Origin of the sequence: Rhodococcus sp. MS16, from assembly GCF_013277795.1 — a bacterium.
GTDB lineage: Bacteria > Actinomycetota > Actinomycetes > Mycobacteriales > Mycobacteriaceae > Rhodococcus_F > Rhodococcus_F globerula.
The window spans coordinates 608,200-626,624 of record NZ_VBTM01000005.1; the positions used below are offsets into that span (position 1 = coordinate 608,200).

General features: G+C 58.8%; 13 protein-coding genes and 1 pseudogene. 10 read left to right on the forward strand and 4 right to left on the reverse strand.

Annotated elements, in window-relative coordinates; all coding sequences use genetic code 11:
• Nucleotides 1-97: 97 nt before the first annotated feature.
• Both FEZ60_RS15560 and FEZ60_RS15565 read right to left on the reverse strand, forming a co-directional pair.
• A pseudogene (locus tag FEZ60_RS15560) lies at nucleotides 98-609 on the reverse strand (beta-mannosidase); the annotation flags it as partial.
• Nucleotides 610-648: 39 nt separating this feature from the next.
• Nucleotides 649-939 (reverse strand): hypothetical protein, encoded by a 291-nt coding sequence (locus tag FEZ60_RS15565; RefSeq protein WP_172936432.1) that lies wholly within the window; start codon nucleotides 937-939, stop codon nucleotides 649-651.
• A 1,537-nt stretch (nucleotides 940-2,476) separates the two neighbouring features.
• Between FEZ60_RS15565 and FEZ60_RS32930 the strand changes: the two genes are divergently transcribed.
• Entirely contained in the window at nucleotides 2,477-3,109 is a 633-nt protein-coding gene (locus FEZ60_RS32930) for a GAF domain-containing protein (protein ID WP_172936433.1), read from the forward strand.
• 276 nt (nucleotides 3,110-3,385) lie between these two features.
• A complete protein-coding gene (locus FEZ60_RS15575) occupies nucleotides 3,386-4,735 on the forward strand; it encodes a sugar transferase (protein WP_346343378.1) in 1,350 nt (449 codons plus the stop codon).
• Between the two features lie 463 nt (nucleotides 4,736-5,198).
• Here FEZ60_RS15575 and FEZ60_RS15580 read toward each other — a convergent pair whose 3' ends face one another.
• Nucleotides 5,199-6,149, reverse strand: coding sequence for an NAD-dependent epimerase/dehydratase family protein (locus tag FEZ60_RS15580; RefSeq protein ID WP_172936435.1), 951 nt, complete (start codon nucleotides 6,147-6,149; stop codon nucleotides 5,199-5,201).
• 80 nt (nucleotides 6,150-6,229) lie between these two features.
• On the reverse strand, nucleotides 6,230-7,483 hold the full coding sequence (locus FEZ60_RS15585) for a glycosyltransferase family 4 protein (RefSeq protein ID WP_346343362.1): 1,254 nt from the start codon (nucleotides 7,481-7,483) through the stop codon (nucleotides 6,230-6,232).
• Nucleotides 7,484-7,774: 291 nt separating this feature from the next.
• Between FEZ60_RS15585 and FEZ60_RS15590 the strand changes: the two genes are divergently transcribed.
• The 8 genes from FEZ60_RS15590 (at nucleotide 7,775) to FEZ60_RS15625 (ending at nucleotide 18,422) form a co-directional block, all read left to right on the forward strand.
• Nucleotides 7,775-9,373: a lipopolysaccharide biosynthesis protein gene (locus tag FEZ60_RS15590; protein WP_346343363.1), complete on the forward strand. Its 1,599-nt coding sequence runs from the start codon at nucleotides 7,775-7,777 to the stop codon at nucleotides 9,371-9,373.
• Nucleotides 9,370-10,071 (forward strand): hypothetical protein, encoded by a 702-nt coding sequence (locus tag FEZ60_RS15595; RefSeq protein WP_172936436.1) that lies wholly within the window; start codon nucleotides 9,370-9,372, stop codon nucleotides 10,069-10,071. Before FEZ60_RS15590 ends, FEZ60_RS15595 begins: the two co-directional genes overlap by 4 nt.
• A complete protein-coding gene (locus tag FEZ60_RS15600) occupies nucleotides 10,068-12,095 on the forward strand; it encodes an O-antigen ligase family protein (RefSeq protein WP_172936437.1) in 2,028 nt (675 codons plus the stop codon). The genes FEZ60_RS15595 and FEZ60_RS15600 overlap by 4 nt, the downstream gene beginning before the upstream one ends.
• A gap of 197 nt (nucleotides 12,096-12,292) precedes the next feature.
• Entirely contained in the window at nucleotides 12,293-13,174 is an 882-nt protein-coding gene (locus FEZ60_RS15605; protein ID WP_172936438.1) for a hypothetical protein, read from the forward strand.
• On the forward strand, nucleotides 13,171-14,373 hold the full coding sequence (locus tag FEZ60_RS15610) for a glycosyltransferase (protein WP_172936439.1): 1,203 nt from the start codon (nucleotides 13,171-13,173) through the stop codon (nucleotides 14,371-14,373). Before FEZ60_RS15605 ends, FEZ60_RS15610 begins: the two co-directional genes overlap by 4 nt.
• 88 nt (nucleotides 14,374-14,461) lie before the next feature.
• Nucleotides 14,462-15,610, forward strand: coding sequence for a glycosyltransferase family 4 protein (locus tag FEZ60_RS15615; protein ID WP_172936440.1), 1,149 nt, complete (start codon nucleotides 14,462-14,464; stop codon nucleotides 15,608-15,610).
• Entirely contained in the window at nucleotides 15,603-16,829 is a 1,227-nt protein-coding gene (locus FEZ60_RS15620; protein ID WP_172936441.1) for a glycosyltransferase, read from the forward strand. The genes FEZ60_RS15615 and FEZ60_RS15620 overlap by 8 nt, the downstream gene beginning before the upstream one ends.
• A gap of 822 nt (nucleotides 16,830-17,651) precedes the next feature.
• Nucleotides 17,652-18,422 carry an SGNH/GDSL hydrolase family protein gene (locus FEZ60_RS15625; RefSeq protein WP_172936442.1) on the forward strand — a complete coding sequence of 257 codons (771 nt, stop codon included), beginning with the start codon at nucleotides 17,652-17,654 and terminating at the stop codon, nucleotides 18,420-18,422.
• Nucleotides 18,423-18,425: the final 3 nt, after the last annotated feature.

An 18,425-nucleotide genomic window follows, 5' to 3' on the forward strand; every position in this document is an offset into this window, starting at 1 on the left:
GGGACCTTCGTCTTCCAAGCCCTTCCGGGAGAGCGGGATTAAGTCCATCAGACCCATTCGGCTTCAGCCGAGATAACTCCATACAGTGGTCACTCTCGCCTATATCCATGGCGCATTCAAGGGGGCGCGGATCTGGAACGAATGCCCACAACAAGGCTCCTGCCGTACCCGCTGATTTCCGGCATTCTATCTTGTCGACGATATGCAAGGCCCGATCCTCCAGCGATTCACAACTTCCCGCCCACTCACCAATCTCGGCGACCAGCAAAGGCTTTCCTGCCGCTTCCGCCTGATCGATACGTCTCGCGAGTCCATTCCACTGATCACAGGGAAGAGTCACTCCGCCTGCCCCATAATCGTGATAGTGGACGACGTCAACGTAAGGCGACTCGCTGACATGCTGGTAATCGTCCCCACCAGTACCACATTGGCCGCCGCCCAGAAGCCCCGCAGTGATCAGTGCCTTGGGGTCGATTGCCCGCAGTTCGGCGCCGGCCGCCTCGTAGAACGAACGCAAGATTTTTATTTTTGCGCAGTGTCGGTGGGGCATTCTCGTGTCCACCAGTTGGATGCCGTGTCAGTGCATAAACTTGGCTCAGGCTCACCTAGCGTCGAGATCAATCCGCTAAACCGGCCGGCCGTCAGCGCTCACTTCGATCCAGCCCCGGCTGAGTCACTTGGTGCTGTGATCGTACCGACCAGCGCAGCTTCAGTCAGTCCATCAGGTACTGGCAGCAAAACACTTACCGGTTCATCGTCCTTGGAGAACATCACACAGGTTCCTGCCAAGCTCGGTGAAGGAAATCGCCCCGACGTCAGTCCCACAGCGTGGTCGCCCTCTTGCGCTACGGCAATGCCGCCGAGCGGAACGACAAGACTGAACGATGCAGCGAGCGCAGTCATCAGAGTGCGCCGCAGCCCGACTGAACTGGGGACCATTGACAACTCTCCTCGAGATCGGCCACTAAGCACCGACGCCGATTCACGGGTGGAAGAGCTGTGCCCACCCGCGAGCACGCGAACTGGACGATTTCAACAGCCAGACCATAACGGCCAATAAATACCGTGGCTGATTACCCCGGACCATGAGATTTCTGCATCCTGCACTGCAGGCGCTAAGTCACAGAAAGAAGTGCCGAACGTCCCCCAATCTGGACGGTAAGCATATTCACGGCGAGTTCGGTGGTGCGGCACAGGAATTACTCAGTCGCTATCTCGTCGCAAACCTGCCGCGAAAATTAGATCGGCTAACAGTAGGTTACCCCTTAAATTCCTCGGGCAGAAAACTGTCACGCAGTTTGAAAGCGCCTGAATGCACTTCAATTCGAGCTCTTGCGGATGCGAGACTCGACAAGTCCAGCACAACTTGTGAATTAATCAGTTTCCAGCTACCGACAACCGACGCGATGCGTTTACGCTCAAATCGACACGATCAAGTGAATCAAGTCTCCAGTTATTGTGAAGCCATTTAATATTCACTACACCCATGTCCTACTGTCCACGGAGACGGCACAGGCGCAGCTCTCCGGCTGACATTGTCGATGCAAGCGAAGGGGCCGGCGGATCCGGTTGGCGAAAGCAAAAGGTACACGACCCCGAAAAACGGAATCCGGCCGAGCACGGGTCGGTCTATGACATCCGGAAAGCGATTCGGATCGCGCCGACATGATAAGTCGACCGATCACATCGGCAACAGACTCTCACGCCACACCGGATCGGGGTTAGCCAAAGAATCGCTATCGATCCGACAGCTTCGTGTCTGGGCATCGACATTTGCCAGCCGGGTGTTCCCGTCGAGCAAGAATGCAGGTAGGCATTGCCGACGCGAATGTGCTCTGCGTGGGCCCAAGGCCGCTGGGATTGTTCGGAGCATGCCAACCTGCACCGTCGGAAATTCCTGGCTTTCTTCACCTCCATAGGCGCCATCTGACGTAGCCGTGTGGCGACAATGACCAGCGGCTTCCGGTTGTTCTCGCTGGACGAATGAGCCAGAGACGGTGCAATCCCAGATCTCCCGCGCTCTTCGTGACCCCCGACGAGCAATGCCGATGCCCTCGATGCACAGTTCGAACGCAATGCGGTTTGCCAACAATTTCCGGGTTCGCCGCATCGATACGATCTCGAACACAATCCTCACTGGTGACCTTTGATTCACCGTTCAAGCACATTTGCGGGCACGCCCAATTCGGCAGCGGTACGAGCGACCGGGCGACTCGGGAAGCACTGAATCAGGCGTCGCCTTCCCTCCAAGGTGAGTGGGGTATTACGGTGACTAACTGGACTGCTCCTCGGTCGGAGAACGGCAATGTCACAATTCCCATTCTGCCACCAAGGAGCAGCTCGTTTTACTTCAGTCCCGCGTCACCAATCGCGGTGGAAGAAATTGTTGCCACCGATTAACGAGGGGAAAGATATGAAACCGCCGAGCCGAACAGACGCCAGCCCTGACAGTTCAAGCGAGGACGCGAATGACCACGTGGAGTCGATCGTAGATTTACCCGCACAAACCGACCGCACCGCTAACGACCATGTCAGTGCGATTACCGGGGGATATGTGGATCCAGCTCTTACCGCCATCTTCGACGGGCTGCGCGAGACAGCCAGCGAAGGACCGTCCCCTGTGTGGTCGGTACTCAACGACAGCGCGAGGCTACGCGCGGTCTACGACACCGGTCTGATCCAGACGGGACCACACCCCGAAGTCGATCAGGTAGTCGGTTTGACCATCGAAGCAGTCGGGATCCCGTACGCCGCTTTGAACATGATCACCGACGTCGAGCAGGTCCACGCCGCAATTGCCTCCCGCTCAGGTGAAATCGGAGAGCAACGGACCTATCCTCTTCCCGACTCGCTTTGCGTATACGCAGTGGTGAGTGGCTCCCCGCTCATCATCGACGACATCGCTGACCATCCAGTGCTCCGGGATCATTCGGCCGCTCAAAGTGGCGTGGTCGGTGCCTACATCGGTATCCCCATCAGCGACGATGCTGGTCATGCAGTTGGGACACTTTGCGCGTGGGACACCCAACCGCATCATTGGTCGAGCGGTGAGATTCAAATCATGACGGACCTTGCCGACGTAGTCAAAAACGTTATCTTCGACCAATAGAATCCAGACACCAACCCACTATTCGTCGCCCGCCGAGAAAGCAAATCGCACCCGAACCATACGCGAGTTGTTACGGCCCATATAGAATGTGGTTAATTGTGACTGCACCAACTGTTTAAGTGACATGAATGGAGTGGGGAATTGCCACAATTGTTGGCGGTCGAAACTTCGACCGCCCCCGACGACCCCCTACCCACTTCTTCGGATTCTCGAAAGTCATTCGAGCAACTCATTCGAACCGACCCCCTGAGCACCGTCATCACGATTTCCATAGATGTGCTGTCGGCGTCGATTGCGGTGGCACTGGCGTGCTTGTGGGCTGTCAGGTCAGATTTACCGCATCCACCTCTGTGGTGGCTCGCACTCTTTATTCCCTTGGTCGTGACCGTCATGGGTGCGCGCTCGTTATATCGGCGGACGCTCAACCGCAGATTCCTCGACGAGTTCATGGGGATTCTCTCGTCTGGTTCGATAGCGGCAATGCTCTTGCTATGCATCCTGGTCTTTTTGGGAATCACCGACCGCCCTGGCGCCTCGGTAACGAAGCTGTGGGTTTGCGCGAGCATTCTTATCCCATTCGGCCGCCTAGTTCGCGTGGTGGTTCAACGGCGCCTGCAGCGACGATCACACCTCGTGTCCCCCACGTTGGTCATCGGGTCCGGACAGGTCACCCAGCACGTGATCGCTCGCATGATCGCCGCCCCGGAACACGGCATGAACCCCGTCGGTGTGTTGTCGGACGAAACTCACACGCGCGGTGAGCAAGGGTCGGATACCGACCAGGTGCCTCACCTCGGCGCTGTCGACCAACTCGAAACCGCCATCGCCCAAACCCAGGCAGAACGTCTCGTCATCGCTTTCACAAAAGGCCGCTGGGAGCTGCTACCTGCAGCGGTCCGCATCGCCCACCGCCATGGGCTCCGAGTTTGGGTAGTGCCACGAATGTACGAGGTGATCGGTTCGAAGAGCCTCGTCGACCACATCGGCGGTATGCCTTTGCTGTCCGTGCCTCACACCAATCCCCAAGGCTGGCAGTTCCGGGCGAAGCACCTGAGTGACAGAATCGCTGCCGGCTGCATCCTTCTCGCCATCTCCCCTTTCTTCCTGACTCTCATGCTCTTGGTGCGCTGGAGCTCACCGGGACCGATTTTCTTTGCTCAAGAGCGAGTGGGGCGTGACGGCCGGGTCTTCGGCTGCCTCAAGTTCCGCTCGATGCGGCTACCCGATCCCAACGAAGTGACGTTCGTTCCGAAAACCGGTAGCGCACCAGGCGGCGTCGAGGGAGTTGATCGACGAACCCGGATCGGAAAACTTATGCGGACGACATCGATGGACGAACTCCCCCAACTACTCAACGTCCTGCGAGGCGACATGAGTCTGGTCGGTCCCAGACCCGAACGCCCTGAGTTCGTAACCCTTTTCGAGGCGCAGATCCGCCGCTACGGCGAGCGACACCGTGTAAAAGCAGGCGTTACGGGTTGGGCTCAGGTCAACGGCTTGCGCGGACAAACATCGATCGCCGACCGCGCCGAATGGGACAACTACTACATCGAGAACTGGTCACTATGGTTGGATGTCAAGATCTTGATGCTGACTGTGCTGGCAATTTTCAAACGGGCCGAATGAGAAGCGTTGGCCTTCACGCACCTCGGTGACGACAAACGAGAGAAATACCGCAGCGCTCGAATGGAAACCGATAGGAACGTCAACCTGAATCGCACCGGGTTTCCCGAGACCTTGGCAGGCGATTGAAAAGTCTCCAGATCCTCGACGATGGCGTTGACCAGTCCAATCCGATGTGTCACCGCTCTCGACTGATTATCTCGGTATGCGTTCTGCCCCAAAATGATTCGACTACATCATCTATGCTCACTGGACAAGTGGACGAACAAGTTATCACCAGATTCGCGCCACCCGGTGCCTACGACAGGGGCCGAACAACCCGGCACGAGAAGAACTTCCCCATCGCCGCACTGTCGGTTGAATAATTGTTCGAGCCCTTCCCATTTCGCGGCCATTTCGCGGACACCGCCGATCATTCTGCACTGCGATCGTGTCCCCTGCCGTAAGCACCAACTTCAGCGTGGACTCAGCTGGCCGATATCTGAACATCCCGGAAATGTCGGATCGTCCGAGCGATACCGTCAGGCAACGACACTCGGGGATGCCAGTTAAGGACCTCCCGCGCTGAAGACGGATCAAGGCACGATCGAGGCACGTCCCCGATCCGGGCAGGGGCGTGAAGTGGAATGGCGTCGGTACCGACCGCAGCGGCGACCAAACGATGGAGTTCGAGGTCGCTGGTTTCTACTCCTGTGCCAATGTTGAAACGTGCGCCGCTGCCCAGCGTTCCTGAGGCCGCGAGGAACGCATCGGCTACGTCGTCGACATATACATAGTCACGAGTGTTTCCGCCTGCGCCGAACACGTGAGTCGATTTGTTTCCGAGCAATCTGCCAGCGAATACAGCTACGACACCCGCCTCACCGTGCGGATCCTGCCGGGGTCCGTACACATTGGCCGGCGCGATGAATGTGCAGTCCAGTCCGTAGAGCTCATGGAACATACCGAGGTAGATCTCGCCAGCGATCTTTCCTGCAGCATAAGGCGACAATGGGGAAACCGGAACATCCTCACCAACTGGAAAGACCGATGGCGTGCCGTAAATTGCCCCGCCTGACGAGGTGTAAACAACCTTACGGACCCCGGCGCGTCGAGCGGCCTCAGCAAGACGAGCGGTGCCCACAACATTCACCATCGCGTCGTGCCCGGGATCGGCGACCGACTTCCGTACATCGATCTGCGCAGCTAGATGGAAAACCACATCGGGTTGCGCGTTTGCAACGATCCGATTCAGATCCGCATCAACGATATCTGCTTCAACGAACTCGAAATCCGAATTGTTTTTCGCTGAGGCAAGGTTCGATTGCCGCCCGCGGGAAAGGTCGTCCACAACCGTGACAGCATTCCCGTTCGCGAGGAGACGGTCGACAAGAGTCGATCCGATGAATCCCGCGCCGCCAGTTACCAGAGCACGCATAATTTTCCTGTTCTCCCGGCCTTTGAATGCCGCGGATTAGCTATTCTCTTGGGCGGTAAGTGATTTCAAGGAATTTCAACCTAGCCGAAAGCAGCATCGTAGCGCGCAAAAACGACGTCCCTGGAATAGCATCTAGCGAAGTGCTCCCTTGCTGCTGTGGAAAGCCGAACATTGTGAACGACGTCAGTCGATTCCAGCAGCAGTTCGCTCAGCTCAGCATCGCTGTCCGCAACCAATACACCCTCGTCCAGTCCGATTGCGACGCCATCCGCGCCAATCGTTGTCGAGATCACTGGCACACCCGCACCCAATGCCTCGATGATCTTCAGTTTGATACCGGATCCGAATCTCAGGGGGTTGATCATCGCTGCAGAGCGGCCGAGTATCTCGCTCAAGTCGGACACAAAACCCTCGAGCGTCACACTATTCGCGTATTTAGCAACTAGCTCAGTGAGCTCCGGACGCGGGTGACGACCGACGATTCTGAGCCGAGCATCGGGCCGGGCGGCGAGCACGAGCGGCCAGACGTTACTGAGAAATGACCGGAGCCCATCGTCGTTGTGCGGCAACAAAAGCTGACCAAGGAATAGAAACTCAGGAGCTCCGTGGTAGTCCCGCCTGGGTATTGGGTGACCGATCAGGGGAGGGATCACCTGTACTCGACCTGCTTCGACCCCTGAACGCTGCCGGAGCAGGTCCGACTCGTGCGCGTTCACCAGCAGATTGGTACGGAATCGGTGAGCCGATTTGTCCTCACTTCGGCTCACCAAACGCTGTTCGAGAGCTAGCAGCAGGCGCTGGCTTCGCCGGTGGTCTGCCAATGGCCGAAGTGGACGAGGCACGTGTGAAGCGAAATTGCCGAGCGGCTGGATATTGATGTCGGGATACTGGTCGGCTGCGACGAGCATGGCTCTGTAGCGTTCGGAGAATAAGTCATCCAGGTAACATATCTGCTGGTCCGAGCGATTCACTGAGGCGTATTGTGCCATCCGAACAGTGTCGTAGACCTCCAGGTCCGGCGAAACCCGATCTAGCGTCCGGTGAATCGCAGTGCGCACGTCGGCGGAGTGCAGCAAAGACTCCTGCAAGCTGGCTCGTCCGGTGCCTGTCCGCGTTACGACACTGCCAAATGCTCCGAGGGCACTCGGCTTGGGTTGCGGGTGCAATTTGGCAGGGAAGTCATCCCGGGCACGACCTCCGACCATCAAATAGTGCACGTTGTTCGGGCCTAACCGGTCGATAAAATATTCTAGAAACCCCGCAAGAACAACTTTCTTGCCAGCATCAATCGGATACGGATCAACAGCACTGATCAAAGCAACTGAATTCGACACCTAGCTCCCGTTCATCTCCGGCCGCGGGCCGCAGCCACCAACCAGCAATCCGGGTGATGGCGATTATTTCGGCTAATGCGCCGTTCGGACGAGACGCGCCATTGGACATAGGCGACGCCGAACCGATTCTATATTTAGAATACAGTGTGCCTGTGCACCTGGGACCGATTTGTCTTCTTCGCGATCTACGGGTGAGACTACCCAAAGATCGGATAGTTTCCATGTTACGAAGACGACCAAAATCGTCTCGGCGGCTTAACCTCCGACATCAATCTGTCGGGGCAGATCGACGTGGCTGAGGGCGGTCACCATCGCACCGAAACTGATGCCTCGGACACCATCGGTGCGGTCGAAGCGACAAAACCACCGCCGACCGGGCGGCAGGCGGCGTGGAACTACCTGATCTTCGGGCTGAGCAAAAGCTCGACATTGATCATGACCGTGGTGTTAGCGCGGTTGCTCGAGCCCGCCGACTTCGGGCTGTTCGCGTTAGCGTTATTGGCCGTCAACTTATTTGATTACGTCAAGGATCTTGGCGTCGGTGCCGCGCTCGTGCAGAGCCAACGCGAATGGACTCGACTTGCGCCAACGGGTCTAACACTTTCCGTGTTGTTCGGTGTTTTTGCGAGCGCCGTGCTGGCCGGTACCGCTGGAATTACCGCAACTGCGCTGAACCACCCTGAGTTAGCTCCATTGATCCGGGTACTGGCCATCGGGTTGATGATTTCCTCGCTTAGTGCCGTCCCGGCCGCTCGACTGCGCCGCGAGCTCGACTTCCGGAGTCGAATGCTGCCGGAGTTCCTCGGGGCCGTCGTCAAAGCTACGCTAACGATCGTATTGGCGGTCGAAGGTCTCGGCGTGTGGAGCCTGGCATACGGCCAGCTCGCCGGTACTGTCGTGACAACAGTGTTGTACTGGTGGGTTGTGCGAACCAAGGTCCCGTTCGGGTTCGACTCGCAGGAAGCTCGGGACCTCGTCCGCTTCGGGATTCCGGTCAGTGCGGTAACCCTACTTGCCTTTGCGATCTACAACGTCGACTACCTCATTATCGGCTTTCGTCTCGGCGACGAGCAACTTGGTTTGTACTCACTCGCGTACCGGCTTCCGGAGCTTGTCGTGCTAAATCTGTGCATCGTAATCAGCGAGGTGCTCTTCAGCTCCTTGTCCCGGCTGCAGCACGACCGACCCGCCCTAGGGCAGCACTATCTGCAGGTACTTTCCGTGGTCACAGCACTCACCGCACCGATCAGTGTCGCTTTGGCCGCAGCAGCACCATCCGTTATCGGGACGCTGTACGGGCCTACCTATTCAGGTTCAGCAGTAGTAATGGCTGTGCTCGCGCTTTACGCCATGATCTACTCGGCGTCGTTCCATTCCGGCGATGTTTACAAAGCAATCGGCCGACCGTCGATTCTCACCGCGATCAATGTGGGAAAGCTCGTCCTCATGATCGGCCCAATCTGGTGGGCTGCGGGCCACAGCATCCTCATGGTCGCCATAGTCCTGCTGGCTACGGAATTGGTGCACTTCGTCGTACGGATGTTGATCGTTCGAACAGTGGCAGGATTAAAATGGTCCGACCTGCTGAAGGCAGCACTACGTCCGCTCCCCGCAGCGGCACTTATGGGAATCGCCATGGTTGGTGTCGGCCAGATGACCGCATCGTTGCCGGCCGCGGTTTCACTCCTCATCACGATGACGGCGGGGCTGCCCATCTATCTGGTCGGGCTGCGGTTCACCGCACCTGAACTCTTTCACGCCGGGATGTCGATCCTCCGGTCCGTGCGTTCTCGATCTGACGCTGAGTCCTCCAACGGTGCACTTGCAGAACGACCGTCCGCTGAGCCAGACCGAACGCGTTCACTCAACTCCGAAGGGGAATCATCTTGAGCAGTACACTTCTGGCCCGAACCCGGCTCATGGTGATAGTCCTCGCCGCAGTAGGACTCCTGGCGGGGGTTTTCGCGGCTGCCGCCTTCACTGGTCGCGGTGAACGGTTCACCGCCGAGGCGACACTCGCCATGCTTCCCGGACCCGAGGTTCCCCTGGATCAGGCGTCCAACTTCTGGGAGGTGCTCAACCGCGGCCAGGCGACCCGGTCTGCCGCGATAGTGCTCGGAAACGATCGATGGTTGGATGCCGCCGCATCAACGGCCGGAGTGCCCAAATCCGAACTCACTCTCGCTGCAGGAGCCCTGCCGGATACCACGTTGATCACTGTCACCATGCAAGCGAATTCCGCGAACGTCGCCGACGTAGCGCTGGAGTCAGTGCTCACAAGCTCTAGTGATGTGGCTGCGACGGTGTCGGGCCCGTTCAAACTCGAATCGATTACGTCCCCGGATGGTGGCGCCCAGTCGATGAGCCCCGACCGAATGCAGATGTTCGGCGCGCTGGGTATTGCCGGGCTTTCGATCGGTGCCGGCGCCGGACTCCTCGTCAGCCGTGCAGCCCGAGGACGATCCGCACGGCGTACAGATGACGCATCACAATCTGAGAGTGGACCCATCGCAAGTACCGAGGACATAGATCTCGGATACCAGGCGAGACATGCCGAGCCAGCACCGGTCGAGACGCAGTTGCGATGATCAAGGCTCGATCCGCTACAGCGATATCCGACCTGGCGATCCTACTAATCGCAATCGGGGCTGTAGTCGCGGTCGGGTCGATCGTGCTCGGGCCTAAGCCCACGATAATCGCAGTTGCTCTACCTGCTGCCGCCGCGGCCACCCTGTACATAATCCGTCGACCGTTGACGGTGCTGATCGCGATGGTCGTGATCGAGGTGACGAATCTGGCTGGAGTGCTTGCCGAGCGGAGTCCGCTCCCGATTTTCCATATATCGCTGGGGCTGGGGTTGCTCACCATCGGTGTGGCACTGCGCGACCCTGTGATGCGCCGTCGGGTGAATCGTTGGACTATTTTCTGCGTCGGGCTGATCGCCTGTTATCTCATCACTCAACTACTGGCCGCACTCGGGAGCCAGAATTTCGAAGCCTCGATGGCCACTCTGAGAAACTCGGTGGTGGACTGTGTCTTCCTCATCGTGGTACTGATTCTCGCGCAGGTCAGCGAAAAGCCATGGGCAGTCGCAGCAGCCGTCGTAATACCGCTTGCGCTGCTGTCCCTACTCTCGTTGATCAGCCAAGTGGGTTTCGGAGGCGCGACGTCATTCGGTGGCTTCGCAACGGTTACCCAAGCTTCCGGACAACTGACGACAACACTGAGATACGGCGGTCCGCTGCCCGACTCCAACTTCTGGGGCAGACACCTGATCCTGGGTCTGCCGTTGGCAGGGGCACTGACCGTCCGCGCAGTCCGAACAGGTCGTCAACGGGTAGCACTGGTATGGGCTGGAGCAGGGCTCGCTCTGCTTGTGGGGGTCTATCTCACACAGTCACGCGGCACCATCATTTCCGCAGCGCTGGTGCTCTTCGTATGGATTGTGGCAAGTGGTCCGGCGGCCCGGCGAGTTGGACTGATGAGCCTGCCATTGGCAGCCACAGTTCTGCTGGTGCCGGGAATCGGCGACCGCCTGACGGCATTGATCGCCGACGTTTCCGAATCAGGACCGCAATACGGGATCGATCCATCTGTGCTCGGGCGGAAAGCCGCCCAAGAAATCGCCTGGGCGATGTTCCGGGATCGACCGATGTTCGGGTTCGGCCCTGGCGTCTACGAATTATCAGTACCGCAATATGCCGGCATCGTCGATACAGCCGTCCGTGCACCAGCAGATGCGGCACATAATCTGTACGCACAACTCGCTGCCGAGAGCGGAATAGTCGGACTGGTGGGGTGGACTGTCTTCGTGGTGGGCTTCATCGGGTGTATTGGCCTTCGGGTGGTCAGATTTTCCCGCACTCCCAATGGATCTCAACAATCGCTATCCCAACGATCACTGGCTGCTGCAGTGCTGGCGGCTCTCATCGCCTGGTCGATCGCCAGCATCTTCCTGCATCTCGCCTATTTCCGGACGTTCGCGATAATCCTCGCCTTGGCTGGATCACTTGCTTCATCAGCGGTTCCGAATACCGACCGTGGCGTCCGACCAATTCGGGTAAGGGCCCGGGACGTATTGCTATTCACAGGGTTCGGCGTTTTCGCTGCAGCCGCCGTTACTTTAGTCACATCAGTAGCCGCGACCGAAACATATACGGCGAGCCAGAAGGTCACGATCTTGCCGACGCAAGCGATGGAGAGCGGGTATGCGTACGCGCTCGACATCAGGAGCCGACACGTAGTGCTGCCAACCTATGCTGCAATCATGGCCGCCTCCGACCCCGCGGTCACTGCCATTGGCGACTACGTCCGAGGTGCGATCACAATCAGCGTGACAGACACTGACAAAGACTCGGCCCGTGCAAGACTGGACGTTGCATTGGCCGAGGCACGCAGGAATCTGGCCGATACCGGGGCCGACTCCTGGTACACGCTCTCCCCAATCGGCGAGGTCGATCAGAGCACAGTCACCAGTCGGAAAACCGGATGGACGGCGGGCGCTGTGCTCGCGACGACGGCCCTTACCGCCATCGGCATTGCACTGGCCGTACGGAAGAAAGTCGGCTCTGCGGACCGTAGTGGCCCCGACCATACGGTAGGAATACCCTAATCTATACGGTAGTAATGCTCTTATGAGATGCATCGAATATAGGGTAGTAATACCCTTATGAGATGCGTCGTACCGAACGGGTCGTCCCAATGATCGGGGCTGTAAAGTCCCACCGTAACGTCGGATCTTTCACCGAATCCGGTCCGAAGCTGACCGCTACTCTTGCGGTCCCATTTATTCTCCTATTGGTAGTGATTATGTCGATCGCCACGGCCCCAAGTTCACACGCGCAGGAGTCGTTCCAACCATTCACCACCAGCAGTCCGTTCCGCACAAGCATTCCGGATAACGCTGCGATTGATCCGAATAGCACGGCGATGATTGCCCGCGCTTCGCGGGAAAACAGCGTGTATGCATCGATGGCCGAATTCGGTATTCCCATCTACCAGGCGGAAAGCACCACACCTCGTTACGCCGTCACATGCACCATCACATGGTGGGGTCCGTGCCCGTTCGACGGCCATCTGATCCCAATTCCCACCGATGCCCGTCCACAAACCGGATCTGACGGAGCTCTGGTCGTCGTCGTCGACGACACCAGCGGCTTGGTGTTCGAGTTCTGGCAAGCCGAGTTTGCAAACGGCCAATGGACAGCCAGTTTCGGTGCGGTCAACGACCTTTACGGATCCGGCTGGGGGGGCGCCAGCACCGGTTCCGGAGCGTCGCGACTGGCCGGAGTGATAACAGTGGACGAGATTGAACAGGGAGAGATCCAGCACGCGCTCGCAATCCAGACGGACAACGTGTGCGCCGGCATCTTCCGTACACCTGCGATCAAGACTGACGGAACATCACTTCGGACGGACTGCATCCCAGAGGGTGCCCGACTTCGCCTAGACCCGACAATCGATCTTGACGCACTGGACCTTGCCCCCGCTGTACGGACGGTCGCGCGTGCTATGCAGGTCTACGGTGGTTACGTAGTAGATGCCGGTGGAGCGCCACTGAGCGTCAGTTTCGAGCGGGACGCCGAAGCTGAGGACGGCGAGATCGGAAGCGTCTATGAGCAGGCAGGACTGAGGTGGGACTACGACAACTTGCCGGGAGTGCCTTGGAACCGCTTGCAAGTCATCGCGTGACTCGAGAACCGATCGTTCTCGTCGAGTTCTCTCCATCCGGAGGCCTGTTCCAATTCGCCGTACAAATGGGTAATGCGCTGGCCGCTGCAGGACACAGAGTCGTTCTACTGACTGGCCCGGAGCCGGAACTCGACTCGACACAGCAGGGTTTCCAGATCCGACCTGTTCTTCCGACCTGGCACCCAACCGATTCGGTCGTCAGATCATCGGCATTCCGGCTGATGCGTCGTGCTGTGCGAGCGGGGCAACTGGTGCTGTCGTGGCTAGTTCTGACATGGCATCTGCTCCGAATACGTCCCCGCGCCGTTCTGTGGTCACACTGGCGGTTCACCATCGAGCCTCTGTTCGTGGTCTTTATTTCAACCGTGTTGCGGGGTTCGCTGCTGGGTATTATCGCGCACGAGCCGCTGCCGAGGTCTGATGCCAAGGACACCAGCACACCCAAATCGGGCCGATTGCTAACCGGATCATTCAAGGCGGCCTGGCGGCGAATGGATGTGGCATTCGTACTAGGTCCGCAGACCAGGGACGTGGTGCTACAACACTGGCAACCTCCAGGTGAGGTCGTGGTAATCCCTCACGGTGACGAACGCGCCCTGACCAGCGACGTTCACCAGTGCACTGCCGTAGCCGATACCGATCCGATCGTGTTGTTCTTCGGGACCTGGACAAAATACAAAGGCATCGATGTTCTGTTAGACGCTTTCGATCTAGTGCGATCCGAATGTCCGGACGCTCGACTGGTTCTCGCCGGGGGGGTCGGCGCCGATATCGACCTGCCGCACCTGCTGGCACGAGCCGAAGAGATCGGCAACGTCGATGCAAGGCCAGGTTACGTCGCGGTGCCCAACATCCCGGAGATTGTCGGGTCAGCTCGAATGGTAGTCACGCCGTACATTCGCGCGAGTCAGAGCGGCGTTGCGCACCTCGCGTACACGTTCGGTAGACCAGTCATCGCAACGGATGTCGGCGACCTTTCGGAAGTAGTGAGAGACAAGGAGACTGGTTTACTTGTCGAATCCGAGAACCCTCAGCAGCTGGCCTCTGCGATCCTTGCGTTACTCGACGATGCGCAGCTGGCCGAAGAGCTGGGGACAGCCGGGCAAAAACTCACGGCTGATGCATGGATGGTTGCCGCAGCCCGCGTTCTCGAAACACTTGATCGAGTCTCCTCCACCTCCGTGCAGCGCGCAGAGTGATTGATCCGTAGCCGGCCCGTTGTGCCGTGATTTATCCGATTAGCCGCCAGGGTGGATCAGATATGCCCTGTATCCAGGAGGTTTTCGCTTGACCCGTACCCTACGTGTACTCACCCTCGTCGATGCCTACCGGTTCGGCGGCGCAGAGATACTGCTCGCTCAGCTCGCTGCGGCGTGTCCGGACGTCGACATCGACATGAGCATCGTCAGCTTGTCCCCCCCATCAATGAATGCCCCCGAGACGATGGCGGCCCTTCGTGACGCGGGCGTGAAGGCCCGCAATCTCCACATCCGTCGGCTGCTCGACCCGACGGCAATCCCTCAGTTGGTTCGGGAGATCCGTCAGTCAGGTTGCGATATCGTACACGCGCATTTGGAAATGGCAATCACGCTGGCACTCCCTGCTGCCAAGCTCACCCGCACTCCGCTGGTTTGCACATTTCATCACGTTGCAAGCCCCCAGACCGGTCGTGCCGCGAAGCGGGAACGTCTGGCAGTCAAGGCAGCCACCCGTTCTGACAAAGCGATCTTCGTATCGGAAGCATCTCGCTCAGCGTTCCAGCATGAGCACGGATTCGCCGCGGCGCCACCTAATTGGGACGTCGTGCATAACGGTGTCGACCTCACGAACTTCACACCTGGTCCGGCCGACCCAAACGTACGGGAGGAACTCGGCGGTACCGAGGCTCCCCTGGTGGTGATACCAGGCGCGTTCCGGGCGGTGAAGGGGATCCCGGTGGGAATCGAGGCGTGGAAGACGGTCCGGAAAAATCACCCCGACGCGTTGCTTTCGATTGTTGGCGACGGTGAACTCGCCGGAGAATATCGCCGGCAGGTGGCCGAAGCGGGCCTCGACGGTGCTGTCATTTTTGCCGGCTCGCGCACCGATATGCCGAATGTGTACCGGGCAGCAGACATCGTCGTAGCGCCTGCGCTGCACGGAGAGAATTTCCCCACGGTTCTTATCGAGGCCTCCGCCACGGGACGACCAATCGTAACGACGACAGCTGGTGGTATTCCTGACATCGTCGCGGACCGCGAGACAGGTCTGCTGGCCGAAGCCGGGGACCCTGCGGAGCTGGCAGAGGCCATCTGTGAACTGTTACGCGATGCCGAACTAGCCTCGAAGCTGGGCGCAGCGGCCACGCTCAGGGCACGACAGGAGTTCTCAGCCACAGCTTGGGCGTCCAACTTGCGGAAGCTATACGAATCTGCGATCAGGTCAGATGATGAGTAAGCCCCGAATCGTTTACCTGGTATCCCGATTCCCCCGAACCTCGGAGACATTCATCGTCCGCGAACTTGATTCCCTGGCGCAACGTGGTGAGTACGAAGTCGAAGTCCGTTCGTTGTTTCCCTCGCCCGACATGGTCGTTCACGATATCGCCCGCAAGTGGACCGAACGACTTGTGCGCCCCAACGCAGTTGCCGTTTTGGGAGGGCTCCTGTGGGCACTACGTCGCCACCCGGTAGCACTCGCTTCGGTGGTTTTCCGGGTGATTCGTGAGCATGCGCGCCAACCCCGCGTGCTTGTGCGGGCACTGCTGACCACAGCTTTGGCGTGCGCTCATGCCAAGGACCTCGCGGGGACTTCCGGAATTGTCCACGTGCACGCTCATTACGCCACGTACCCAGCACTGGCAGCCTGGGTATGCTACCGACTCGTCGGCACAGGCTACAGCTTTACCGCTCATGCCCACGATCTATACGTCGATCAGTCCATGCTTGCCGGTAAAGTCGCTGATGCTCGCTTCGTCGTCACGATCTCGGAGTTCAATCGCGCCTTCCTCAACGGCTTCAACGACCTGAACACCCCGATCGAAGTCATCCATTGCGGAATCGACATCGCCCAGTACCCATACAACGTCAGAGATATACCGACGAAAGGGCCTGTGCGGGCTCTGTGCATTGCCTCGCTACAAGAGTACAAAGGGCACCGATTTCTGCTCGAGGCAATAGCCGCCGGCGGGCCGAACGTCGATCGGATTCGACTAGATATAGTCGGCGGCGGCGTGCTCAGCGACGAACTTCACGGTATGGCTTACGACCTAGGGATCGCCGATCGGGTCCGGTTTCTAGGCAGTCGCGACGAAATCTATGTTCGAGAAGCACTGTCCGAAGCTGATCTGTTCGTACTACCCAGTGTCATTGCGACGGACGGGCAGATGGAGGGACTGCCCGTCGTATTGATGGAAGCACTGGCCTGCGGGGTACCAACCGTGTCGACGGCGTTGTCCGGGATACCGGAGATCCTCATAGACGGAGTGACCGGCCGTCTTGTTCAACCCGAGGACGTGGACGGTCTCCGTAAGGCTCTGGACGCGGTCATCGCAGATGGGAAAGCAGCGGCCCGCCATTCGAGTGCAGGGCGCAAACTCGTGGAGCGTGAATTCGTCCTTGCCGACCAGGTAACAGTATTCGCTGGATTGCTCGGTCGGTATCTCCCCTCGACGTGATGTTTGTCGCCTCCGGATCCTTTACAAACGTATCGATCGCTTTGTTCGCCCGTGGGACAGGGCTGTGGGCGGCTAAGCCGCGCTCGTCGAATGAGGTAGGCACTCCCAGCGCTTCTGGGGGTGCGATGATCGATAAATGACCCGGGTTACGTTGCCGGACATAGGGTTCGACGTTTCGAACGCCCGATTAATAACGCACCGGTTCGGGGGCGCAACACCAACCGCAACACAGGACGAACCTACCGTTCGACACCCTCGGCCAAGGTTTCACATCGCCCGTGCAGCTATTACGACCTACCTGCGCTGATCAGACTCGTTCACCACGAGGCCGGCGCTGTCTGCCAACTCGGCGTGATTGATAGCACGGCCTAGCCACACCGCTAGGAACGCACCCGCTGTGATCCATCCGACGACAATTTCGGTAATCCACCACATACCGGCAAGTCTGACATGGGTTGAGAAGAAGCAACGGCATTTGGTCCCGAGACATCAGGGAGGAAAGTTCCCACCGATGATGCGACCCTCTCTGAGGTACCCACATTTCGATTCGGCTTCGCACTATTTCGAGTAGAGGCGAGACCTCTGCGATCCGTGCACAAAAAGGCTTTGAAAGCGCCAAGAGATGGGGCAGACCAAGGCTTCCACACATCCGTCCGCGCCAGTCGGTCCACTCCTGCCACCGGATCGCTGCGACTTCGTACCCGGGCACCATCTTGATGACACCCGACCAGCGGTCGCTTCGGCCGTGCAGTGTCGACTCAGGACGACACGACCTTGTGGCCAAGCCGCGTATTCCCAGCACGCCCGCGAAGGCGGTGCTGAATGGCACTTAAGCCTGGATATATTGTCAGTCTCGCAGGCAGGAATGACGGTGCGATCGGCGCAGCGGCGACCATTGCCAACTTGCAGGCCACGTATGACAAGGCAGCCGCTCTTGGTTCGATCGTGATTGCGCTGACGATCACTCCTGGCAACACGCTCGCGGCGGGGCAGCGGGCCTCAGACAACGTGATCAATCAGTGGGTCAAGCGACAGGGTCGCTCCCGCAGGAACTTCCTGGTGGTGGACATTGCTCCAGTCCTCCAAGACATCAGCGGCAACATGAACACTCCGCTTGTGTCATCGGACGGAACGCACCCGAACAGATTGGGCGCGAAGCGGATGGGCAAAATCATCGCCTCCGTACTCAGGCCGATCTCGCCTCCGGCCGATATCCTCCTGACAAACAACGATGATGCCGCGAACCTGATGCTCAACCCGCCGATGTTCTCTACATTCGGAACTGCGGACGCTGGAGTTACGGGAACTATCGCGTCGTCATGGAAAGTTGGGTTAACAGGAGCTGGTGGCACGGTTGTCGCGTCGAAGGTTGCCTCGACAGACAAGTATCCGAACCTCGATTGGCAACAGCTCACCGTATCGGCGACAGGCACCGGAGGCGGCCAGCTCTACCAGTACGCGGCCGGGGCGAAAGTCACCTCGGCACTGCAGCACGTGGCCAGTAGGTCGCAGCGATGGAGTTCGAGATCGATGCCGGCGCTCCAGCCCCGACGATTCCGGGAGGGTACGGCTCGGGCGCCAACCTCAAACTGACAT